The sequence below is a fragment of the Rathayibacter iranicus NCPPB 2253 = VKM Ac-1602 genome (genome assembly GCF_003149025.1).
Taxonomy (GTDB): domain Bacteria; phylum Actinomycetota; class Actinomycetes; order Actinomycetales; family Microbacteriaceae; genus Rathayibacter; species Rathayibacter iranicus.
The window spans coordinates 264,871-287,580 of record NZ_QGDV01000002.1; the positions used below are offsets into that span (position 1 = coordinate 264,871).

Genomic DNA, 22,710 nt, shown 5'->3' on the forward strand with positions numbered 1-22,710 from the left:
CATTACTTGAGCGGGGACTCAGGCGGCGTGGTCGAACCGGTGCCGGAAGTCGAACCGGTGCCGGTGGTCGTCCCCGTTGTGCCAGGAACGGTGCCGGTCGTACCGTCGGCCGACGCAGGGCGCTCGGTGCCGTCCTCGTCCTTCATGGTCTTGACCTCGCTCTTGAAGATCCGCATCGACTGCCCGACACTGCGGGCAAGCTGCGGGAGCTTGGGCGCACCGAACAGGAGGAGGATCACGGCGAGGATGATGAGGAGGTGCCACCCCTGGAGGCCAGCGAACATTGCAGACTCACTTCGTTTGTCGGTTGCGGTGTACCAGGAGCTTACCCCGTTCGACCCTTGCTGACCGGCGACCATCGATCCTGTCGCGCCGGGAGTCGCGCCGGACTTCATGAATTCGCCGGACTACGTCGCGATCGACGAACAGAGACGATGCCGACCGCGGCGGTGCAGGGTCGGTGCTCCCCGGACTCAGCGCTTCCAGCATCTCGGTCACCTCAGAAATCTGTCCGAGCAGGGCCGTTCCCCTACGCCAGTAGGAGACCGCGAAGAGGACGAGCATGGCGACCGCACCGAGCACCAGACCCAGCCAGATCACGATCCACGACCACCACGTCATGACTGCTCCTCATCGTCCGCGACCAGTGCGGCTCGTGCCCACTCGGCCACCGCGGCCCGCGCCTCCGTGGGTGCAACGACAGTCACCAAACCGGGGAGGGAGGCGACCAGCCGGGTAAGACCCTGCAGGTGCGCGACTCGAAGGCGCACGAGGACACCACGATCCTCCTCCCCCGCGGTCGACTCGGGAAACTCGGCGTCAGCCGCGTAGTCGCCCAGCAAAACGACGGCGCTCGGCGCCACTCGCAGTTCGACGACGAGGTCGGTTGCCGAGGCCTCGAACAACCTCTCCGACAGCGTGACCTCGTGACGTCGACGCACGATCGGACTCCCGGTGTCCCGGAGCGAGCGCATCCGGTCGACCCGGAACGTCCGCACCCCCTCGCGAAGGTGGTCCCAGCCGCGCAGATACCAGTCGCGGTCCACGGACTCGAGGACGAAGGGGTCAACGAGGCGTGATTCCGTCTCGCCTCGCGCGCTGCGGTAGTCAAAGGCAACCTGTGTCGCCGAAGCCATGGCGGTACGCAGGAGGGCCACCGAGCTATCCGCTCCGATACCGCGGGAGACAGCGACCGCGCTCGGGGCGCTGGACGCGCCCCGCGACAGCTTGCCCATCAGCGAAACAATTCGGTCGTTGCCCTGGTTCTCGGGCAGGGCTGCGAGGTACTGCATTCCGGCGATCAGGGCCGCCGCCTCCCGCGCCGAGAACCGAGGCGATTCGTCGATCGCGACCTGCTGAGTCAGGACGATGTGATCGTTTTCCTCGAAATCGTCCCAGCTGATGTCGAAGAGGTCGTTCGCCTGGTACTGCGCGGTCTCGCCCGGGATGCCGGAGACGGCAATGAGGCGGACAGCGCGCCGCACCTCCTCCTCCGGAATCTCGAAGTGCTCGGCGACCTCGCTCACTGAGACGCGCCCGCGGTCGAGGAGGTAGGGGACGAGCGAGAGCAGCACGGCGAGGCGGTCGCGGGCCTGCAGCGAGCGCGGCCTAGCCACTGACGCCACCTCCGTGATCGGCGAGGATGCGACGGAGCCGGTCGCGCACGCGACGGCGCAACTCGGCCGGCTCGACGACACGCACTTCCGGCCCGTAGCCGGCGAGCTCGTCGGCAAGCACGTCGGCGTCGGTGTAGTGCAGACGGAGAGTGTCCTGACCCTCGCCCGTGGCCTCCGCGCGTCCGCCGAGGCGCAGCGCGGCGTCGGAATCGGCAGCGACCCTCAGCAGCGCGCTGGTGCGTTCGAGGATCTCGTCGAGCTGAGCGAGCGCGATCACAGCGTGGTCACCGTCGATGGCCGGGGCTGCCCGCCCGGTCGCCGCAACTGGTCCGACAATGCGCGAGAGGAGGAATGTCCGGGTACCCTCGGCCGCCTCGTCCCAGCCGTGCAGGTGCCAGCGGCCCTGGTGATTGACGAGTGCGCGCGGCTGGACGGTCCGAACGCGCGGCTCCTCGCCTCCGGGCTTGAGATAGGGGAAGCGCACGACCTGTCCGCGATCGAGAGCGGCGTTCAGCGGCTCGAACGACGCCTCCCGGACTCGTATCGACGGGCTGATCCCGATGACCGGGTCGATGGACTCGACCCCCATCGAGCGGAGCTTGATCAGCGCGCGTCGAGACTCCGCAGAGAGCGTGCCCTCTCGCCAGACCGCCCCAGCGAGGCGGAGCAGCGCGAGCTCCTCCGGATCGAACGTGAGGTCGGCGGGGAGGTCGTAGCTCCGCTTCGCGATGCGGTAGCGCACGGTCTGCGTGTTGCCGGGATCGCCAGGGGCATCCACGGTCTCGATCGGGATGCCAAGCTCGCGCAGGTCGTCCTTGTCGCGCTCGAATTGGCGCTCTAGCGAGGCCCGGTCTTCCCGGCCCGACCGCTGACGGTAGCCCTGGACCGTCGAGAGGACATCGGTCTTAGTCAGCCCGTGCTCGGCCGCGACGAGAGCGAGCACGAGATTAAATAGACGCTCCTCAGCCGGGACGCGGCGTGAGGACGGGGCGTCGGCAGGCACGCACTCCAGTCTAGGGCCGCGCCGGGTCAGGCCTTTCCGAGGATGTCGGCGACGAAGACGAGGGTCGCGCCGCCCGGGATCCCGCCCTGGGGTGAGCCCTGGTCGCCGTAGCCCTGGTCCGGCGGGATGACCGCGATGACCTGGGAGCCGACAGGCTGACCGATCAGCGCCTTCGCGAATCCGGGGATGACGCCGCCCCGGGTGGTGGATCCGTCAGCAGCGGTGAAGACAGTGGGGGCGCCCTTCTCCCAACTGGAATCGAACACCTTCCCATCACTCCACTTCCAGCCGGTGTATGCCACGACGACCTGATCGCCCTCCGCAATCACTTCGCCATCGCCCTTCTTGAGCTGGGCGATGCGCAAATCGGTCGGAGCATCGCCGGAGGGCTTCGCGAGCCCGGGTCGACCGTCGTCGCCGAGCGTGACGGTGGGGACGCCATCGGGCGTTGGTTGCGCTGCGCCATCCGCGCGAGCGAGCGAAGCTGAGCGCACATCGGCCACGACCACGAGGGTGTCGTCCGGCGAGATGCCGAGCTGTGCCGAGGAGCTACCAAAGCCGTCCTCCGGTGCGATGGCGATCGCCACCCGTGAGCCGACCTGTGTACAGAGCAGGCCCTCGTTGAGACCGACCAGGCCAGCACCACCGACACCGAATCGCGCAGGGCTCGATCCGTCATAGGGCGAGGTCTCGAGGACGGTGCCGTCAGCACCGTTGACAAGCGTGTAGTCGATCGTGACCAGCTGGCCCTTCTCGAGCGGGGTGCCCGAGCCCTGGATCAGCGTGCTCACCTGGGTGCCCTTCGCCTTGAGCGGAGTGGGGACCGACACGTCCGGCTTGACACCGAAGTCGCCGACCGCGCCGATTGCCGACGAGGAGTCCCCGGAGGAGAAAGGAGCCTTGCAATCGGCCGGCGAGGTGGACGCGGAGCATCCGGTGAGGGCGGCGACGATGCCGATGCTGGCGATGAGCGCCGTAGTCCTGCGCACGAGTCCTCGATTCGACGGGAGTGGAGTGGTGACGCCCGGGGGCGGACGGCCCTGAGGCCGGGAACAGCTTAGAGGATGCCCTTGGCGTCGTCGCGAGCGGCAGCCTCGTCCTCGCCGAAGCCCCTGGCGCGCGAGAGCTCGGCACTGGCTGCCGACTCGCGCACCCGCTTACGCAGGCTTTTGGGGCTGACGGCACGCTCGCCGAGGGCACCGGGCGTCCACGCTTCGACGTCCTCGTCGCTGAAATCGGTCTTGGAGGGACGACGCTTCAGCTCGGGGAGAACGGTGTCCGGAGCCAGGCGGCGGGCGGTAATGAGGAAGCCGGTGTGGCCGATCATCCGGTGATCGGGGCGTACAGCGAGGCCCTCGACGTGCCAGCCGCGCACCATCGTCTCGTTCGAGGCGGGGTTGGTGAACAGGCCGGAGGCGCGGATTGCCTCCGCCACCCGAGAGAGCTGCGTCACAGTGGCGACATAGCAGAGCAGAACTCCCCCGGGCGTGAGTGCTTCGGCGGCGGCGTCGAGGCACTCCCACGGCGCGAGCATGTCGAGGACGACGCGGTCGGCCCTGCCTGCCGGGACGGCATCGGGAAGTGCCTCCACGAGATCGCCGACGGTAACGGTCCAATTGTCGGGGGTGTAGCCGAGGAAGGTCTCGACGTTCGCTCGCGCCACTTCGGCGAACTCCTCCCTCCGCTCGAACGACGAGAGCCGGCCGGCGGGGCCGACGGCCCGCAGCAGCCACAGCGAAAGGGCACCGGAGCCGACACCCGCTTCGACCACCCGAGCACCCGGGAACACGTCGGCCAGGGCCAGGATCTGCGCCGCGTCCTTCGGATAGACAATCGCCGCACCGCGCGGCATCGACATCACGAAGTCGGCGAGGAGAGGGCGCAACGCCAGGTGTTCAACGCCCACCGTGTTGGTGACCACGGAACCATCGGGCAGGCCGATCACGGTGTCGTGCTCGATGCCTCCTCGATGAGTGTGGAAGACACTGCCGGGGACGAGTGTGATGGTGTTCATCCGCCCCTTTGGACCCGTGAGCTGGACGCGGTCGCCTGCGCGGAAAGGGCCAGAATGCTGCAGGGCCTCGCCACTCATGGGCGGGCCTGTGTTCCGATCGTGACCCGGCCGGTCTGGCGATGTTCGGCGGATACCGAGGCGAGATCCGCGACGGTGCGGCCGACGAGGGTGGGCCAGAGGGCGTAGGGAGCCGCAGGATCGAGTTCGAGCTGGTGCGGAACTCCGATGACCGCGGCACCGGAGGCGACAGCCGCGCCCAAGCCGGCATAGGAATCCTCGATCGCGACGCAGGCAGCGATCTCGACACCGAGCATGCTCGCGGCGAGGAGGTACGCCTCCGGATCAGGCTTGCCGCGCTCGACCATGTCGCCACTGACGACCGTGGCGAATGCGGGGACCGGCAGGCGCGCGATGACCGCCGCGGCCATCCGTCCCATCGACATGGTGACAAGGGCCTGGGGCACGGCGGCGTCGCGCGCGGCCTCCAGGAGTTCGACAGCACCGGGACGCCACGGGATGTCGTCGGCGAGGCGCGCAATGACCTCGTCGGTCATCCTGTCGATAATCGCATCGACGGGCAGGTCGACGCCCTTGCCCTGCAGGATGCGGGCAGCGTTCGGCAGACTCGCGCCCACGAGGCCCATCGCGTCCTCGTGCGTCCACACGCCGTCGAAAGTGGCGACGAGCGCACGCTCGGACGCCATCCAATAGGGCTCGGTGTCGACCAGCGTGCCGTCCATGTCCCACAGGACGGCAGCCGGGAGCGCGGCGGAGGGCGTCTCTCGACGCTGGTCGATGGTCAGCGGCCGGGCGGGGGTCTCGGAGGTCACGAGCGACCATGGTACCGGCAGGCCTCCGAGAAGCCGGGCGCTGCGAATGCGATGCGAGCCCTGAGAGAACCGCGTCCGCAATCCTGCCGACCGGACAGGTGCTGCCATGGCGGGTCCTATCCTGGACAGACGGGGCAGGCGCACTGTGCTCTCTCCGGACATCGAACCGAACGCGGAGACACTGCCTATGAACGTGATCACGGGGAACGTCCTGGTCGTGGCCTTCGAGGGCTGGAACGACGCTGGTGACGCCGCGAGCGGAGCCCTGCGCCTGGTCAAGGACGCCGGGGAGTTCGTGCCCCTCTTCGCGGTCGACGCCGAGCAGTACTACGACTTCCAGTACACGCGTCCGATGCTCTCGATCGGCGAGGACGGCCGACGCAGCCTGTCGTGGCCAGGCACGCAGATCTTCGGACCGGCCGAGACCTCGGTCGACGCCGAGAGCGCGCTCTACCTGATGATCGGCACCGAACCCTCGCGGAGCTGGAAGAGCTTCGCGGCTGAGGTCGTGGACGCCATGCTCGCCATCGACATTTCAGCGGTGGTGTTCCTCGGCGCGATGCTCGCCGATGTGCCGCACACTCGTCCGATCTCGATCTTTGCCTCCAGCGAGAACGCGGAGCTACGCAGCACCTTCGAACTTGAGCGGTCGAGCTACGAGGGGCCCGTCGGCATCCTCAGCGTGATCGGTGAAGCGGCGCAAAAGGTGGGCATCCCGGCTGTCTCGATCTGGGCCTCCGTGCCGCACTACGTGCACAATGCACCCTCGCCCAAGGCGATGCTGGCGCTGCTCGAAAAGCTCGAGGAGGTCGTCGGCCTCGCGATTCCCCGCGGCGACCTGGTCGAGGAGGCCGAGGAATGGGAGCGCGGGATCGACGCGCTCGCCTCCGACGACGAGGAGATGGCGGCGTACATCGCGCAGCTCGAGCAGGCGCGCGACACGGTGGACTCGCCTGAAGCGAGTGGCGAGGCCATCGCGCAGGAGTTCGAGCGTTACCTCCGCCGTCGGGGCGACGGCCGTTCGGGCGACGAGCCCTGGCGCCCGTGACCCTGGCACCCCCTTCGTGAGGGAGCGCTGGAACGTCGAGGGCGCCATCTATTAGGCTCCCTCGACGTATGAGGGTTCCCTCACGGGCAGCTCAGGCTGGACGGACGCCGAGCAGAGCATCCAGAGCATCGCGGAGGAGCGCGGGGACGTCCACACCCTCGACCAGCGCTGCGTCCACCACCGACAACGCCGCCGGAGTATTCAGATCGTCGGCAAGCACCTCGCGGAGCTGAGCCAGAACCTCGAGAGCGGAGCGTGGTCCCACGGCTGTGAGCGCCGCCTCCCAGCGGGCCAGGCGTGCCTCGGCAATCGGCAGGTCCTCGGGCAGCCACTCCCAGTCTGACCGGTAGTGGTGGGCGAGCAATGCGAGGCGGATCGCCCGCGGGTCGACCCCCTCGCCGCGGAGCCGCGAGACCAGCACCAGATTGCCCAACGACTTGCTCATCTTTTCACCCTGGTAGGCCACCATCCCAGCGTGCGCGTAGGCGCGGGCAAGCGGTCGCCCCGAGAGCGAGGAGGCGTGGGCGGCGCTGAACTCGTGGTGCGGAAATACCAAGTCGCTGCCTCCGCCCTGAAGCGTGAACTCCACTCCCAGGCAGTCGAGCGCGATCACCGAGCATTCGATGTGCCAGCCCGGTCGGCCACGACCGACCTCGGCGTCCCAGGCCGGCTCGCCAGCGCGCTCAGCACGCCAGAGCAGTGGATCGAGAGGATCCCGCTTGCCTGCCCGCTCCGGATCCCCTCCACGCTCGGCGAAGAAACGGGACATCGACTCCAGACCGAGACCGCTCTCGCTGCCGAGGTGCCAAACCGGGCTCTCCCCTGCGGCGATGTCGTAGTAGAGGTCGCTCGCTCCATCAACTGCGGCATCGGAAGCGGGGACGCGATAGGCGACTCCCTCCCGCTCGAGCCGGGCCACCGCCTCCGCGATCGGCGCCACCGTCTCGGTGACCCCCACGTAGTACTTCGGCGGCAGGATGCGCAGGGCCGCCATGTCGCCACGGAACAGCTCCACCTGCTCCTCCGCCAGATCGCGCCAGTCGACGCGCATTGCGGTGGCACGTTCGAGGAGCGGGTCGTCCACGTCGGTGACGTTCTGCGCGTACTCGAGGGCGTACCCCGCATCGAGCCAGACGCGCTGCACGATGTCGAATGCGAGATAGGTGGCGGCGTGGCCGAGGTGGGTCGCGTCGTAGGGCGTGATGCCGCAGACGTACAGGCTCGCGACTCCGCTCGGTGCGTCGAGTTCGATGGGAGCCGCGGTCGCAGTGTCGTGCAGACGCGGGGCGCGCCCTCGGCCAGGTAGCGCCGGAATCTCGGCGGCGATCCAGGCGCGCATTTAGGCGGCGATGAGGCCCGTGCCGAGCGCGACCATCAGGACGACCCCGAGCACGATGCGGTAAATGACGAACGGGAGGAAGCTGCGACGCGAGATGTAGCTCATGAAGAACGCGATAACGACGAATCCGACGACGAACGCCACAATCGTGGCGACCAGAGTCTCGAGTCCACCGACCTGGACCTGGTTGGGAAGAATCTCCGGGTCGCTAATGCTCTTATACAGCTGGTAGAGGCCGCTACCGAATACCGCCGGAATTGCGAGGAGGAAGGAGTAGCGAGCCGCAGCCTTGCGCTCGTAGCCGAGGAAAAGGCCGGCGGTGATGGTGCCTCCCGAGCGCGAGACGCCCGGGATGAGGGCCAGCGCCTGTGCGCCTCCGAAGATCAGGCCGTCGCGCATGCCTAGGTCGCGCAAGCGGCGCTTCTTCGCTCCGACCGCATCGGCGACACCCAGCAAAATGCCGAAGACGATGAGAGTGGTAGCCACGACCCAGAGCGAGCGCAGAGTCGTCTCGATCGCATCCTGGAACACGAGACCGAGCACGATGATCGGGAGGCTGCCGAGGATGATCAGCCAGCCCATGCGTGCGTTCGGATCAGAGCGCGGGACGCGGCCGACGAGCGATCGGGCCCAGCTCGACACAATCCGCACGATGTCGCGCCAAAAATAGATAATGACCGCGGTCTCAGTCCCCAGTTGGGTGATCGCAGTGAACGCGGCTCCCGTGTCACGCCCGCCCAGACCGGGCAGCAATTCGCTGACGATTCGAAGGTGGGCGCTGGAGGAAATGGGGAGGAATTCGGTCAGACCCTGAACGAGTCCCAGGATCAGCGCGTCGATCAGGCCCATGCGTCACTTTCGAGGAGGGCTGGGGCGTCGTCGGCCAGCAGGCGGTCGGTGTCGGTCGGCACTGACCATCCGATCGCCGCACCCTCAGGAGCGGCCTCGTTGTCGTGGCAGCCTCAGGATCGCAGCAGCAGATCGGTCAGGACCTTCCTGCCAAAGACTAGTGCGTCGAGTGGGACGCGCTCGTCGACTCCGTGGAACAGCGCCGGGAAGTCCAACGACGGCGGTAATTGGAGTGGCGCGAAACCGTATCCGGTGATCCCCAGGGTCGAGAGGGCTTTATTGTCGGTGCCCCCCGAGAGAAGGTACGGGAGGACCTCGGCGTCCGGGTCGAAGCGCCGCAGCGAGGCAGCCATGCTCTCGACGAGTGGGCCAGCGAAGGGGACCTCCAGACCGATGTCGCGGTGCTGCACCAGGATCTCGACATGCTCGCCCGCGAGAACTCTCAAGCGCTCCAGCACGGCGTCCTCCTCTCCGGGAAGCACGCGGACGTCGATGGTCGCCTCGGCAGTCCCTGGGATGACGTTCGCTTTGTAGCCGGCCGAGAGCATCGACGGATTCGCCGTCGTCTGCAGCGTCGCTGCGACGAAGCGGGAGGCGGTACCGGTCGCGAGGGCAAGCTCCTCCGGAGTACTGCGCTGCGGGTCGTAGCCGAGCAGGCGCGCCACTTCACTCAGCAGCGCCCGCGTTGTGTCGGTCAGCCGGGTGGGCCACGTCTCACTGCCAATGCGGGCAATGGCCTCCGCGAGGCGAGTGACAGCGTTTTCCGGATTGATCTGCGACCCGTGGCCAGCAGTGCCGTGGGCGCGCAGTGTCAGCCACATCAGGGCCTTCTCACCCGTCTGCACGAGATAGGCCCGTTTCCCCGCGAGTTCGACCGAGTAACCACCGACCTCGCTGATCGCCTCGGTCGCGCCGGCGAAAAGCTCGGGCCGGGTGCGGACGACGTGGGCGGAGCCGCGCACGCCACCCGCCTCCTCGTCGGCGAAGAAGGCCACGACGAGGTCGCGGGAGGGACGGCGGCCCTCGCGGAGGATGTCACCGAGGGACGCGAGGATCATCGCATCCATGTTCTTCATGTCGACTGCGCCGCGGCCCCAGAGCATGCCGTCTTTGACGACGCCGCCGAACGGATCGACGCTCCACGCGTCTGCGATGGCCGGCACTACGTCGAGGTGCCCGTGCACGACGAGGGCCCCACGCTCGCGGTCCTCCCCCGCAACCCGAGCGACCACGCTCGTACGCCCCGGGTCGGAGTCGATCAGCTCGGGCTCGAGGCCGAGATCACGCAGCTTCGCGGCGACGTATTCGGCGGCCTCCCGCTCCGGCTCGGCCTTGCCGTCGCCGTAGTTGCTGGTGTCGAAGCGGATCAGATCTCGCGCGATCACGGTGGTCTCGTCGAGGCTGGCGTCGGTCGGATCTGCGCTGTCTGACATACGAGCAACGGTACCCGGGCCGGTCCGTCGCCGGGCCGGAATGCGTCGGCGGGCGCGGTTCTCGGCCGGTCATCGCGATGGCGGGGAAGCCTGCGGAACCGTGCTAAAGTCTTCTTCGGCCGCGGAAACGCAGGTCAGAAGCGACACTTGTCCGGGTGGCGGAAATGGCAGACGCGCTAGCTTGAGGTGCTAGTGCCCGTATAGGGCGTGGGGGTTCAAGTCCCCCCTCGGACACACGATCAGATCCCCTCGTCTCTCCTTATTGGAGAGGCGGGGGGATTCGTGCTTTCCGGGTTGTTGCGGGGGCCGGCAGGGACAATCTGGGGACGGTTCGCTGCCTGGCAACGTTCTGCGTCAGCGCTGCCCAGCCTCTTCCGCTCCTCTCCTGCTGCTCAAGTTCACGGGCAACGGTGGCCGCTCCGACGAGCAATTGCCTTGTCGACCTGCCCGTCACTCGTGCTGTCAGCTTCTGTGTCCCTGAGGGTTATCGCCAGCCCAACGCCGGGGCGACATGACGCGCGACCGTCTCAAGAAGTGTTGTGCAATAAGCAACGCCCAACTGGTTGGGGACCGTCAGCAGCAGCGTGTCCGCCTCCTGCACCGCGACATCGGCGGCGAGTTCCGCCGCGATCGCATCCGGCTCGCCCGTGTAGCTGCGGCCGAAGCGGGCACGGACACCCTCGAGGGAGGCGACCTGGTCTTGCTCGTCGCGACCGCCGAAGTAGAAGCGGTCGAGGTCGCTCGTGATGGGGAGGACGCTGCGCGAGACGGAGACGCGGGGCGTGCGCTCCCAGCCTGCCTCCGCCCAGGCCGAGCGATACTCGCGAATCTGGCGCGCCTGGAGTTCGTCGAAGGGGATGCCCTCCTCCTCGAGAAGCAGGGTCGACGACTGCAGGTTCATACCCTGCTGCGCTGCCCAGCGCGCAGTCTCGAAACTGCCCGCGCCCCACCAGATGCGATTCTCGAGACCGGGCGAGCGCGGCTCAATCGCGAGCGGAATCGACTGGCGGGTCATCGCAGGGTCGGACTGCGCGACGGGAGCGCCGACGAGAGCCTCCCGAAACAATTGCACCTTATGCCGGGCAAGATCGGTATCGGTCATGCCCTCGGGCGGGACAAAGCCGAACGCCTCAGAACCGCGCAGCGCGGTCTCGGGTGACCCTCGGCTCACCCCGAGTTCGAGTCTGCCGCCCGAGATCAGATCGGTCGCGGCCGCCTCCTCCGCCATATAAAGCGGGTTTTCGTAGCGCATGTCGATGACGCCGGTGCCGATCTCGATGCGACGGGTTCGGGCGGCGATGGCCGCGAGCAGTGGGAAGGGCGAGGCCAGCTGCGGCGCGAAGTGGTGCACACGCACGTAGGCGCCGTCGAGCCCGATCTCCTCGGCAGCCTCGGCGAGTTCGATCGTCTGCAGGAGGACGTCGGCGGCGGTATGCGTCATTGACCCCTGCACCGACTGGTAGTGGCCGAAGGAGAGGAAGCCGATGCGCGAAACCATGCCTTCTGCAGCGCCATAGCGGTAGCGGATATTCCGCGTCGTGGCGCGGGATGACCGCTGATCCGCGTCACGGCGCACGAGAACTGCTCAATACTCGTATGGTGTGTGCAACGCGAGCACCCTGCTCGCCGGGAGCGGAGGAAGACGTCATGCCGGAGGCGATCGTTACGGTTCCGGGGGTGCCGCGACTCTGCGGCACCCCCGGCTCGATCTCAGAGCACTTCGAAGTCAGCCGAGACCGAGGCCGTGACCTCGATGTCCTCTGGCTTGAGGGCGAGCGGCTCCTCCGACGCGCTGAACGCCGCGGCGCGGCTCATCATCGCCGAGCCGCCTTCGATGCGCGTGTGCGGGCGCAGTCCTGGCTCGAAGAGCGTCAACACGCGCACATCCGAGAATCCGAGGGCGGCGGCGTAGGCCTCCGCCCTCTCCCGAGCATCGCGCACCGCGGCGACGCGAACATCACGTTCGATGCTCGTGCGTCGGACGGCGGTGACGTCCCAGTCGACACCAGAGACCTGGATCCCCGGCACCTCCGAGATCGATCCGACCCAGCGACCGAGCGCCGCGAAATCGCGGTACTTCACTCGCACGCCGGCAGCAGCCACGTGAAACAGCTGCGTGACATCGGAGTCCTTGAGGTACCGGCGGACCGTCGAAACGGAGATCTGATCGGACGACCACCACGTCGCGACTCCCGAAGCCTGCTCGGCCGCTGCCTCCCGTCGCACCCTCGCGTGCAGCGAGGTGACCTTGGCGAGCGATTCGGTTCGCGAGAGAGACTCGCGGCGGATCTCGAGTCGAACCGTTCCCCGCTCGGCAGGGTGGAAGTGCTGGGCGATGCCCGCGACGGTGATGGTGACCATGCCACCATCGTGCCGCACCGATCCGCATCAGACCCGAGCGGTGATTATGCAGCGGATGCGCTCAACTAGAGCACGCTCTGTCGCGAGATTACTGACGATCTGGGCACGGTGCGCGCCGCAGGCGCCCGGAATCGGCGCACCGGTTACCGGATCGAGTCCGCCGCGGAGCAAGCGCTCCCCCTGAGCAATCGATGCCTCGAGCAGCGCGAGCCGACGGGCGAGCCGTTCGGACTCGAAGCTCTCGACCGAGCTGTGGTTCTCGGAGGGGCGGTCAGCGGTGAAAGTGGGAACGCTCATCATCTTCCATTCCGTTGGGGCACCCATAAGTGGCGCCTTCACAAGAGAGACTTCTGAGCGCGTCGATCATGACGCGGCGGCGCGAAACTCGTCACAAAGTGGCGCGCCACCTCACTGGCAGAAGTCTCGGACCGGAGTGGATGTCAGCGAGATCGCGCGGAAGACGGTGACGTCGTGGCGGGAGATCGCGACATCAGGGGCGGAAGACCACAAGGTCCGCGTTCTCGACGATGGCGAGAGTGCGCACGAGACGGGTGTATCGCTCGACCAGCTCATCCTCTCCCGCACCCTGACCCAGCAGCGCGGAGATACTCTCGGCGGGGAAGAGCGAGACGATCTCCATCGCGACGGCGCGGGCGTGCTCCGACGACAGCGCGCGGGCGTACTCGAGTGCGCGGGTCAATTGCGGGCGTTCCTCCGCCTCGTGAGCGGAAGCGGCGGGGAGGGCGGCCGCGTGACCGAGCACCGCCACGAAGACGCGAGCAATCTCGTTGACCCTCAGTGCCCTGACCAGAGTCAGCAGGCGGGAGGAGACGCGCGAGATGCCACGGGCGAGGAGTTCGCCGCCGAGCGCACGCACTTCGACCACGTCTCCTCCGCCAAAATCGCCCGAGACGCGCTTGATACCGGAGGCGAACAGGCTCGAACCGGCGGCGATGCTCCGCTCAGCCTCAAGATTGATCTCGACCCGGCCGCGGCTGGTCGCGACCCCTGAGATCCAGCGTTGCTCCACAGGCGGATGCGCGTGCACGGCGCGAACGAGGGTGCCGGGGCCCGGACCGCTCAAAGCGCTGAGGACGACCTCGGGAGTCCGCGCTCCGGCGATCCTGGTCGAGACGCCGTTGTGCGCGGCGAGTTCGGCAGCTCGCAGTTTCGAGCGGATTCCACCGCGGCCCGTACCGCCCTTCTGCACACCGATCCGGCGCAGCTCCCTGATTTCAAGCTCCTCCAGGTGCACTCCCTCGGCGATGCTGCCCGCGAAAACGCCCGGCACGTCGGTGAGTAGCAAAAGCAGATCAGCGCCGAGGAGCATCGCGAGACCGCCTGCGACGGCGTCATTGTCCGAGCCGGCGGAGTCGATCGTGTCGTTGCCGTTGACCACCGGAACGACGCCGGCGTCCAAAGCGTTCCGGATTGCCTCCGCCACATGTGACATCTGCCGGGGCGAGGCGAGATCAGACTCACCGATCAGGATCTGCGCGACCAGTGCGCCTGAGAGTTCGGCAACGGAGCGGTAAAAGCCCATGAGGACCGTCTGGCCGACGGCCGCAGCCAGGCGCGGGCTGATCGGCTCCTGCTGGGTGCGAGCGAAGAGGGCATGACCGGAGGAGACGGCACCGGAGGAGACGAGCACGACGTCCCAGCCCAATGCGCGGGCGGCGAAGGCGCTCTCCAGCGCGCTCGCGAGGAGCACGGGGTCAGGGCCGGACTGCTTCGTCACCGAGCTAGAGCCCATTTTGACCACAAGAGTTCGCCTGCGCGGGGCGAGCGGAGCGCCAAGAACGTCACGGGCGGCAGAGTCGGACAGGGCGTCGGGCATGGCTCTCATGGTAGAGGCGCGGGCGGAGACGGCTTGGCGCTGTGACGCGGGGCAGCGGGTATGTCGGAGGCGGCTGCCAGACTGCCGGAACGGGTCTCGGCCGTCGCCTCCGCGCTTCGCAGAGACTCCTCCACAGGTCGCTCATCACTCGTTCTTCCACCGGTTTACCCGGCCCGCCGACGATGTCGGTGGCGATTGACATACTCGAACACATGTTCGAACATGGGCAGATGAGCCCCCCTTCCCCCCTTCTCTCTGCGGAGACGGCCGAGGCCGCGGATCCCCTTCTGCAACAGCTCGCGTCGGTGAAGGAGCTGCAATCGCGGATCCGCGACATGCAGGCGACCACCCTCGAGACGAAGAGCCTCGCCACTCTGCCTGCGTTCGCCTCGGTACTCCCCGGTGGCTCGCTCAAGCAGGGCGCTGCCTACTCGGTCGAGGGCTCGATGAGCCTCGCGATGGGGCTGCTCGCCGGCCCCTCGTCTGAGGGCTCGTGGTGCGGTGTCGTCGGGGTTCCTGAATTCGGAGCCGAAGCGGCGGAAAGCATGGGCATCGACCTCGAGCGGCTAGTGCTGGTGCCCGAGCCCGCCAAGCACTGGCTCACCGTCACGGCCGCATTGGTCGACGTCCTGACCGTCGTGCTCACCCGCCCGCCCGCCTCCGTTTCTTCCGCTGATATCTCCCGGCTGGGGGCGCGGCTGCGGCAGCGGGGAGCGGCACTCGTGGTCCTCGGAGAGTGGCCGCAGGCCGAAGCTCGACTGAGTATCCGCAGCAGCCGCTGGGAGGGGCTCGGAGCCGGTCACGGCTACCTCCGCTCACGCGAGGCGATGGTCGATGTCGTCGGTCGCGCCGGCACACGAGTCCGCACAGTGCGGATGAACATGCCGGGCACTGAGCAGGCCTTCGGCACTCTGCGTGAGCACGCCCGATTGCACGAGCGGGCGGTGTGAGATGGCGAGCGCACCCGAGCTGCGTCGGACGATTCTCGTCTGGTGCCCCGACTGGCCCCTCCTCGCCGCTGCCGCCGATGCGGGGATGGGCGCCGAGCAACCCCTGGCCCTCAGCGAGAGGAGTCTCGTCTTCGCCTCCTCCCCCGCCGCCCGAGTCGAGGGAGTGCGCCGGGGGATGCGGATCCGCGAAGCTCAGTCCCGCTGTACCGGTCTCGCCGTGCTGCCGTACGATTCGGTGCTCGATCACCGGGCGTTCGAGCCGCTGATGCAGGCGCTCGAGGAGATCACGCCGGGGGTGCAGCTGATCCGCCCCGGTCTCTGCGCCATTCGCGCCAGGGGGCCTCAGCGGTATTACGGCGGCGAGGAAGCCGCCGCCGAGGCGATCCTGCAAAAGCTCGCCGACCTGGGTCTCCCCGGAGCGCGGGTTGGGATCGCCGATGGGCTCTTCGCGGCCGAACTCGCCGCTAAGCACTCCGGCCGGGCCGTCGCGATCGTGCCCGCAGGAGCGGCGGCTAAGTTCCTCGCTCCGCTTCCTCTCGACGCGCTCGAAACCGAGGCCATCGCGGCCCCAGCCCGGGTGCCGACGCGCGGAGACGACCTCGTGGCCCTCTTGCGCAAGCTCGGCGTGCGCACGCTCGGAGCCTTCGCCGCCCTCCCCCGCGAAGATGTCGCCATCCGGTTCGGGTCGGACGGCGCCCGCGCGCACCTCCTCGCGGCGGGCGCTGAAACGGCGACGGTGGTGCCACGGCTACCACCCGAACGCCTCGACCGCGCGATGGAATTCGAGCCTCCGCTAGATCGCATCGACCAGGCGGCGTTCGCCTTTCGTGTCCCCGCCGAGGAGTTCGTCGCCGGGCTCACCCGGGCGCAGCTGGTCGCGACCGCGATCCGCATCGAGGTGGTCAGCGAGCGAGGAGAGGTCTCGTCGCGAAGCTGGCTGCACCCGCGCTGGTTTACCCCGGGCGATGTGCTCGACCGCGTCCGCTGGCAGCTTCAGGGCAGCGGAGCGGTCGACACCGGACTCGGCGCTCCTCTCGCCCGCCTCCGCGTCGAGCCGGAAACCGTCGACGCAATCGGGCATCACGAGCAGGGCCTCTGGGGGACCGCTCCCGAGGAGCGAGTGCATCACGGGCTGAGCCGTGTACAGAGCATGCTCGGGCACGAGGCCGTCACGACCGCGTCGATCGGCGGCGGACGGGCGCTACGCGACCGTCAACATCTGATCCCCTGGGGCGACCGCGAGCCCGGCGACGCCCGGCCCCGTAATCTGCCGTGGCCCGGGTCCCTGCCGCCGCCGCTACCTCCGACCGTCTTCGCCGAACCCGCCGCCGTGCTGGTGCGAGGGCCGCGAGGCGAGCCGGTCTCGGTCGACGAGCGTGGCGCCCTTACCTCCGTGCCCGCCTACTTCGCATCCGGCACCTCACAGGCCCGGCTCGAGCCGGTGGCGGGATGGGCAGGACCCTGGCCGATCGACGAGCGGTGGTGGGATCCGCGCACGGCCGTCCGCTACGACCGCTTCCAGGTCGTCGACTCCTCAGGCATCGCCTGGCTGCTGGTCTGCCTCGACGGCGAATGGGCCGCCGAAGCCCGCTACGACTGAAACTGGGCAGCATCTTCCGCCCCGCATCCCCTCTTGCCCTGCATGAACGAGTGAATCCTTCACTCACGAGCACCGAAGGAGCCCCGATGGGCTGGAACAACCCGCCGATCCCCTGGTCGGAATTCGAACGCCGCCTCTCCAGCGGCCGACGCACCGACGGCACGATCGTCCGCGGTGACGGCGGTGACAGCCCCGCATGGTCACACAAACGACCGGCCTACTTGCCGGGCGATGACGTGCGCCCTCCCGCGCACAAGGTGCCCTACGCCGAACTGCACGCCCACTCCCACTTCAGCTTCCTCGACGGAGCTAGCAGGCCCGAGCAGTTGGTCGAAGAGGCAATCCGGCTCGGAATCGACACCCTCGCCCTCACCGACCACGACGGGCTCTACGGCATCGTCAGGATGGCCGAGGCCGCCCAGGGCCAGGGAGTGCGCACCGCGTTCGGCGCCGAACTCTCGCTCGGGCTTAGCGCGCCCCAGAACGGCGTCGCAGACCCGCAAGGCTCGCATCTGCTGGTTCTCGCTCGCCGCGAGGAGGGCTACCACCGCCTCGCCCGCGCCATCACCTCCGCTCAGCTCGCCGGCGCCGAAAAGGGCAAGCCGAGCTACGACCTGGACGAGCTCGCTCGCGCGGCCGACGGGCACTGGATCGTGCTCACCGGCTGTCGCAAGGGATCGGTACGGCAGGCGCTGGCCGCCTCGGGTGAAGCCGCCGCCCAACGCGAGGTCCGCGAACTCGTCCGGCTCTTCGGACCGGCCAACGTGCTCGTCGAGCTCTACGACCACGGCGATCCGCTTGCCTCACGACACAACGATCTGCTGGCCGGCATCGCCGAGCGCCTCCGGCTGTGCGTCGTCGCGACCGGTAACGTGCACTACGCCCGTCCCGAGGAACGCCCCCTCCAGACGGCACTCGCGGCGGTCAGAGCGCGGCGGAGTCTCGACGAGATGAACGGCTGGCTGCCCGCAGCCGGCGGCGCGCACCTGCGCTCAGGTGCCGAGATGGCCGAGCGCTTTGCCCGCTACCCGGGCTCGGTCGAGAACACCGTGCGTGTCGCCGACGAGATCGCCTTCGAACTAGGCCGCGTCCGTCCCCGCCTCCCTCGGCAGGAGGTGCCGGACGGGCACACCTCGATGAGCTGGCTGCGCGAACTCGTCCGCGAAGCCGTACCCGCAAAATACCCGCACGCCAATTCCGACGTCTTCGCTCGGCTCGACAAGGAACTCGCGGTCATCGAGGAGAAGGACTTCCCCGGCTACTTCCTGATCGTGCACGACATCGTGCACTACGCCAAGCGCAAGGGGATTCTCTGCCAGGGGCGCGGTTCCGCCGCGAACTCCGCGGTGTGCTACGTCCTCGGGATCACCGCGGTCGACTCGATCTTCTACGACCTGCCGTTTGAGCGATTCCTCTCCAGCATTCGAAATGAGGAGCCCGACATCGATGTCGACTTCGACTCCGAGCGGCGCGAGGAGGTGATCCAATACGTTTACCGCAAGTACGGGCGGCTCAACGCAGCTCAGGTAGCCAATGTGATCACCTATCGGCCCAAGTTCGCCGTTCGCGACATGGCCAAGGCCCTCGGCTACAGTGCCGGACAGCAGGACGGCTGGTCACAGCAGGTCGAGCGCTGGGGCTCGATCACCGAGAGCACCGACCACGACATCCCCGAGGACGTCGTGGCGCTGACCACCCGGGTGCTCGGCACGCCACGGCACCTCGGCATCCACTCCGGGGGCATGGTGCTGACCGACCGTCCCGTGGGCGAAGTCTGCCCCATCGAGCCCGCGCGGATGGAGAACCGGACCGTTTTGCAGTGGGACAAGGACGACTGCGCCTGGATGGGCCTGGTCAAGTTCGACCTGCTCGGGCTCGGGATGCTCGCCGCGCTGCAATACACCTTCGACCTCGTCACCGAGCACATCGGCGAGAAGTGGGACCTCTCGACCATCCCGCGCGAGGAGAAGGGCGTCTACGACCAGCTCTGCCGCGCCGACTCCATCGGCGTGTTTCAGGTCGAGAGCCGTGCCCAGATGGGGACCCTGCCTCGGCTGCAGCCGCGACGCTTCTACGACCTCGTGATCGAAGTCGCCCTGATTCGTCCCGGGCCCATCCAGGGCGGAGCAGTCCATCCGTACATCCGCCGAAAACTCGGCGAGGAGCCGGTCGTCTACCAGCACCCTCTGCTCGTGACCCCGCTCAAACGCACCCTGGGGGTGCCTCTCTTCCAGGAGCAGCTCATGCAGGTCGCCGTGGCGGTCGGTGACTGCAACGCGGAGGACGCCGATCTGCTCCGCCGCGCGATGGGGTCCAAGCGCGGCACCGAGAAGATCGAGACTCTCCGTGAACGGCTCTACCAGGGGATGGAGCGCAACGGGATCACCGGCGAGGTTGCTGACGACATCTACCTCAAGATCCAGGCCTTCGCCAACTTCGGCTTCGCCGAGAGCCACGCGATCAGCTTCGCTCTGCTGGTTTACGCGAGCGCATGGCTCCGCCTGCACTACCCCGCCGCCTTCACCGCGGCACTGCTGCGGGCCCAGCCGATGGGCTTCTACGCACCACACACCCTGGTCGCGGACGCCCGGCGACACGGGGTCGACGTCGCCTCCCCCGACGTCAACCGCTCGCTGGCGCATCCAAGCCTTGAAGCACAGGAGGGCGCACCCGCACCGCGCCGGGCAGGCGCGCCCTCTGGGAAGGATGAGTGCCTTTCGGCCGATCAGCCCCCGACGGGTCTCTTCGACCGCTTGGAGCACTTCCACACGGACGACCACCGCCGCGACAGCGGCTTCGTGATCCGGCTTGGGTTGGCAGGCGTGAAGGGCATTGGCACCGCTCTGGCCGAGCGCATCGTGACCGAACGCGAGCGCGGTGGCCCCTACGCGAGCATGGCCGACCTCTCGAGGCGGGTGGGCACGAACGCGACCCAGCTAGAGGCGCTCGGTGCCGCGGGCGCGTTCGACTCCCTGGGGCTTGAACGTCGACAGGCGCTGTGGGAGGCGGGGACTGCGGCAGGAGACCGCGAAGAATTCCTCGCTAGCTCGACGGTCGTCGTGCAGCCTCCCTTGCTGCCGATGCTCTCCCCGCAGGAGCGCGTCGTCTTCGACTTCTGGGCCACCGGAATCTCACCCGACGACCATCCGCTGCGGCATCTCCGCAAGAACCTCAAGCACCGCGGAGCCCGCTCGACGGCCGACCTCCCCAAAACCCCCTCGGGCACGCGGATCGAGGTCGGCGGAGTCGTCATCCATCGTCAACGTCCCTCCACAGCCGGCGGAGTGACCTTTCTTAACCTCGAAGACGAGCACGGGATCCTCAACGTGATCTGTTCCGTCGGAGTATGGAACCGCTACCGCCGCGTAGCTCGCGAGGCACCCGCCCTGCTCGTCAGGGGGATCCTCGAGCGCTCCGACGAGGGGGTAACGAATCTCCTCGCCGACCGGTTCGAGACCCTGGCGGTCGGCGCCCGCACCACGTCCCGCAACTTCCGATGATCCACCAACGGCCCCAGCCGCTGCCACGAGAAAGCGACACCATGATGACCGTCAACCACGCCGACCCGTCCCCGCACCTCGACGCACCACTCCTCCACGACCGCGAGCTGCGCGAACGCGTCTCGTCACTGATCGGCCCGGCCTACCGCCGAGCGCTTTGGCCGATCTTCCTCGATCGAGCCGGAGTGCAATTGCCGATCCTCTACCCGGTCGACGGAGTTCCCGTGCATCCCGACGCGGAGAAGACCGAACGGATCGTCGCGACACTCGCGAAGGCCGTCGCCCATCAGGAGGTGGGATCACTCGTCTTCGCGTTGGAGCGACCGGGGCGGGCATTCCTCAGCGAGAACGACCGAATCCTTGCTCGGCACCTCGCCGCAGCCTGCCACCGACGCGCGATTCCGCTGCGAGCCCTGCTCCTCGTGCACAACGAGGGCGTCCGCGTCATCACCGCGACGGAGTACGCCGCGGTCACGATATGAGCACTCAGGCGGGGGCGCCCAGGGTCACCAGCAGCGAGGAGGCTCCGAGGGCGACCTCGAGGGCGCCGGGCTCGACCGCGTACTCGCCCACGCCGAGAAGCGACTCCGCCACCTCCGGCAGCGGAACCCGAGCAGCCGAGTCACCGACGTTGATCGCGATAGTGACACGTCCACGACTGAGAGTCAGCCAGTGTGCCTGCTCGTCGAGTTCGACATGCACCGAGCCGAACCGCGGATCGGTGAGTTCCGGGAAACGACGACGCAGCGCCGCCAGCTCGCGATACACAGCCAGAATGCGCGCGTGGCGCCCCTCCTGCACCTCAGACCAGTTGAGCCGAGAGCGCGCAAAGGTCTCGGGATCCTGCGGATCAGGCACGACCTCCGGGTCCCACCCCATCTTGGCGAATTCCTCGATGCGGCCCTTCGCGGTGGCCTCGCCGAGGTCCTTCTCTGGGTGCGAGGTGAAAAACTGCCACGGCGTCGACGCAGCCCATTCCTCACCCATGAAAAGCATCGGGGTGAACGGGCCGAGCAAGGTGAGAGCAGCCGCGATCGCGAGACGACCTTCGTCAAGGGTCGCTGTCAGTCGGTCGCCAATCGCACGATTGCCAATCTGGTCATGGTTCTGGCTGCAGACGACGAGACGCCAGGTGGGCATCCGCTCGATGTCGACAGGACGGCCGTGATGACGGCCGCGGAATGTCGAGAGGGTCCCGTCGTGAAAGAAGCCCTTCGTCAACACCTTCCTGAGAGCACCGAGGGGTGCGAAATCTTCGTAGTAGCCCGTCGTCTCGCCGGTCAACGCAACATGAATCGCGTGGTGGAAGTCATCGCTCCACTGGGCGTCGAGCCCGTAACCACCCGCCTCGCGCGGCGTGATGAGCGTCGGATTGTTGAGGTCCGACTCCGCGATCAGCGTGAGGGGGCGCCCGACATGCGCCGAGAGCACGGCCACCTCCGAGGCCATTTCCTCCAGCACGTGCACAGCGCGCTCATCCGAGAGGGCGTGCACCGCGTCGAGGCGCAGGGCGTCGACGTGATAGTCGCGCAACCACATCAGCGCGTTGTCGATGATGTAGCCGCGGACGACGTCCGAGCCCTCACCGTCCAGGTTGATCGAGCTGCCCCAGGTATTGGCCTTCTCGTTCTTCAGGTAGGGACCGAACTCGGGCAAGTAGTTGCCGCTCGGCCCGAGATGGTTGTAAACGACGTCCTGCACCACACCGAGACCCGCACGATGAGCGGCGTCGACGAACCGCTGATACGCCTCCGGTCCTCCGTACGGCTCGTGCACCGCATACCAGAGGACGCCGTCGTAGCCCCAGTTGTGCGTGCCATTGACAGCGTTCACCGGAAGGATCTCAACGAAGTCGACCCCGATCGACCGCAGGTGCTCGAACTTGCCGGCCGCGGCGTCGAGGGTGCCCTCCGGGGTGAACGTGCCGACGTGGAGCTCGTAGATCACCGCACCCGCCAGCTCCCGGCCCGTCCACGACTGGTCCTCCCACTCATGGGCCGCAGGATCGAACGTGCGCGAGAGTTCGTGCACGCCCTTCGGCTGACGTCGCGACCGTGGATCGGGGAACGGTCCTCTCCCGTCGATCCGGTAGCCGTAGTCGACGTCGCCCGACTCGGGCGCCGACGACGGAGCACGCCACCAACCCTCGTCCCCGAAACGGGTCATCGCGACGGAAGAGTCGGCGCCCAGCACGAGTTCGACGGTCGAGGCGTCGGGAGCCCAGACATCAAAGCGAGCCGCTCCAGACCAAGGAAGGGCGTAGCGGTAGGAAGTCGTGCGGGTCACGGCGATCTCCAGAAGGGGTCAGGATGGGCGACGGAAAGGCGAGT

The 22,710-nt window shown here is 67.9% G+C and carries 20 protein-coding genes and 1 tRNA gene; 6 read left to right on the plus strand and 15 right to left on the minus strand.

Translation table 11 applies throughout. The features are described 5' to 3' along the window. Positions 1-2: 2 nt before the first annotated feature. The 7 genes from tatA to B0H03_RS03775 all read right to left on the minus strand — a co-directional run bounded on the left by tatA (position 3) and on the right by B0H03_RS03775 (position 5,430). Positions 3-284 (minus strand): Sec-independent protein translocase subunit TatA, encoded by a 282-nt coding sequence (gene tatA, locus B0H03_RS03745; RefSeq protein WP_104264820.1) that lies wholly within the window; start codon positions 282-284, stop codon positions 3-5. Between the two features lie 7 nt (positions 285-291). Continuing rightward, positions 292-621, minus strand: a complete 330-nt coding sequence (locus B0H03_RS03750) for a hypothetical protein (protein ID WP_104264821.1) — start codon at positions 619-621, stop codon at positions 292-294. Then, entirely contained in the window at positions 618-1,616 is a 999-nt protein-coding gene (locus B0H03_RS03755) for a helix-turn-helix transcriptional regulator (RefSeq protein ID WP_241560385.1), read from the minus strand. The genes B0H03_RS03750 and B0H03_RS03755 overlap by 4 nt, the downstream gene beginning before the upstream one ends. Beyond that, positions 1,609-2,619, minus strand: a complete 1,011-nt coding sequence (locus B0H03_RS03760) for a helix-turn-helix transcriptional regulator (RefSeq protein ID WP_104264822.1) — start codon at positions 2,617-2,619, stop codon at positions 1,609-1,611. Before B0H03_RS03760 ends, B0H03_RS03755 begins: the two co-directional genes overlap by 8 nt. A gap of 26 nt (positions 2,620-2,645) precedes the next feature. Further along, positions 2,646-3,608, minus strand: a complete 963-nt coding sequence (locus tag B0H03_RS03765; protein WP_104264823.1) for an FKBP-type peptidyl-prolyl cis-trans isomerase — start codon at positions 3,606-3,608, stop codon at positions 2,646-2,648. Positions 3,609-3,676: 68 nt separating this feature from the next. Beyond that, the gene (locus B0H03_RS03770; RefSeq protein ID WP_104264824.1) at positions 3,677-4,711 is read right to left on the minus strand and encodes a tRNA (adenine-N1)-methyltransferase; all 1,035 of its coding nucleotides are present in this window, start codon (positions 4,709-4,711) and stop codon (positions 3,677-3,679) included. After that, entirely contained in the window at positions 4,708-5,430 is a 723-nt protein-coding gene (locus tag B0H03_RS03775; RefSeq protein WP_419956909.1) for an HAD family hydrolase, read from the minus strand. The genes B0H03_RS03770 and B0H03_RS03775 overlap by 4 nt, the downstream gene beginning before the upstream one ends. Positions 5,431-5,650: 220 nt before the next feature. Between B0H03_RS03775 and B0H03_RS03780 the strand changes: the two genes are divergently transcribed. Beyond that, the gene (locus B0H03_RS03780) at positions 5,651-6,511 is read left to right on the plus strand and encodes a proteasome assembly chaperone family protein (protein WP_104264825.1); all 861 of its coding nucleotides are present in this window, start codon (positions 5,651-5,653) and stop codon (positions 6,509-6,511) included. 91 nt (positions 6,512-6,602) lie between these two features. Here B0H03_RS03780 and mshC read toward each other — a convergent pair whose 3' ends face one another. From mshC to B0H03_RS03795, 3 genes are all read right to left on the minus strand, one after another. Continuing rightward, positions 6,603-7,850: a cysteine--1-D-myo-inosityl 2-amino-2-deoxy-alpha-D-glucopyranoside ligase gene (gene mshC / locus B0H03_RS03785; protein WP_104264826.1), complete on the minus strand. Its 1,248-nt coding sequence runs from the start codon at positions 7,848-7,850 to the stop codon at positions 6,603-6,605. Then, entirely contained in the window at positions 7,851-8,699 is an 849-nt protein-coding gene (locus tag B0H03_RS03790; RefSeq protein WP_104264827.1) for an undecaprenyl-diphosphate phosphatase, read from the minus strand. A 113-nt stretch (positions 8,700-8,812) separates the two neighbouring features. Continuing rightward, positions 8,813-10,132, minus strand: coding sequence for a M20/M25/M40 family metallo-hydrolase (locus B0H03_RS03795; RefSeq protein ID WP_104264828.1), 1,320 nt, complete (start codon positions 10,130-10,132; stop codon positions 8,813-8,815). A gap of 149 nt (positions 10,133-10,281) precedes the next feature. On the opposite strand from B0H03_RS03795, the gene B0H03_RS03800 reads away from it, so the two are divergent. After that, positions 10,282-10,366: transfer RNA gene (locus tag B0H03_RS03800), tRNA-Leu, on the plus strand. A 250-nt stretch (positions 10,367-10,616) separates the two neighbouring features. Here B0H03_RS03800 and B0H03_RS03805 read toward each other — a convergent pair. The 4 genes from B0H03_RS03805 to proB form a co-directional block, all read right to left on the minus strand. Continuing rightward, positions 10,617-11,630: an LLM class flavin-dependent oxidoreductase gene (locus B0H03_RS03805; protein ID WP_104264829.1), complete on the minus strand. Its 1,014-nt coding sequence runs from the start codon at positions 11,628-11,630 to the stop codon at positions 10,617-10,619. A 212-nt stretch (positions 11,631-11,842) separates the two neighbouring features. Beyond that, positions 11,843-12,493 carry an SIMPL domain-containing protein gene (locus B0H03_RS03810; protein ID WP_104264830.1) on the minus strand — a complete coding sequence of 217 codons (651 nt, stop codon included), beginning with the start codon at positions 12,491-12,493 and terminating at the stop codon, positions 11,843-11,845. 27 nt (positions 12,494-12,520) lie between these two features. Further along, the gene (locus tag B0H03_RS03815; RefSeq protein ID WP_127843904.1) at positions 12,521-12,790 is read right to left on the minus strand and encodes a hypothetical protein; all 270 of its coding nucleotides are present in this window, start codon (positions 12,788-12,790) and stop codon (positions 12,521-12,523) included. 193 nt (positions 12,791-12,983) lie between these two features. Further along, positions 12,984-14,330, minus strand: a complete 1,347-nt coding sequence (gene proB / locus B0H03_RS03820; RefSeq protein ID WP_160487317.1) for a glutamate 5-kinase — start codon at positions 14,328-14,330, stop codon at positions 12,984-12,986. Between the two features lie 230 nt (positions 14,331-14,560). Between proB and B0H03_RS03825 the strand changes: the two genes are divergently transcribed. From B0H03_RS03825 to B0H03_RS03840, 4 genes are all read left to right on the plus strand, one after another. After that, complete coding sequence (locus tag B0H03_RS03825) at positions 14,561-15,280, plus strand: hypothetical protein (protein WP_127843903.1); 720 nt, start codon at positions 14,561-14,563, stop codon at positions 15,278-15,280. 1 nt (position 15,281) lies between these two features. After that, the gene (locus B0H03_RS03830; RefSeq protein ID WP_104264834.1) at positions 15,282-16,880 is read left to right on the plus strand and encodes a DNA polymerase Y family protein; all 1,599 of its coding nucleotides are present in this window, start codon (positions 15,282-15,284) and stop codon (positions 16,878-16,880) included. An 86-nt stretch (positions 16,881-16,966) separates the two neighbouring features. Beyond that, on the plus strand, positions 16,967-20,380 hold the full coding sequence (locus tag B0H03_RS03835; RefSeq protein WP_104264835.1) for an error-prone DNA polymerase: 3,414 nt from the start codon (positions 16,967-16,969) through the stop codon (positions 20,378-20,380). A 41-nt stretch (positions 20,381-20,421) separates the two neighbouring features. Continuing rightward, positions 20,422-20,862, plus strand: a complete 441-nt coding sequence (locus B0H03_RS03840) for a hypothetical protein (RefSeq protein WP_104264836.1) — start codon at positions 20,422-20,424, stop codon at positions 20,860-20,862. A gap of 4 nt (positions 20,863-20,866) precedes the next feature. Here the strand turns inward: B0H03_RS03840 and treZ are convergent, their stop codons facing one another. Beyond that, positions 20,867-22,666, minus strand: coding sequence for a malto-oligosyltrehalose trehalohydrolase (gene treZ / locus B0H03_RS03845; protein ID WP_104264837.1), 1,800 nt, complete (start codon positions 22,664-22,666; stop codon positions 20,867-20,869). Positions 22,667-22,710 lie beyond the last annotated feature (44 nt).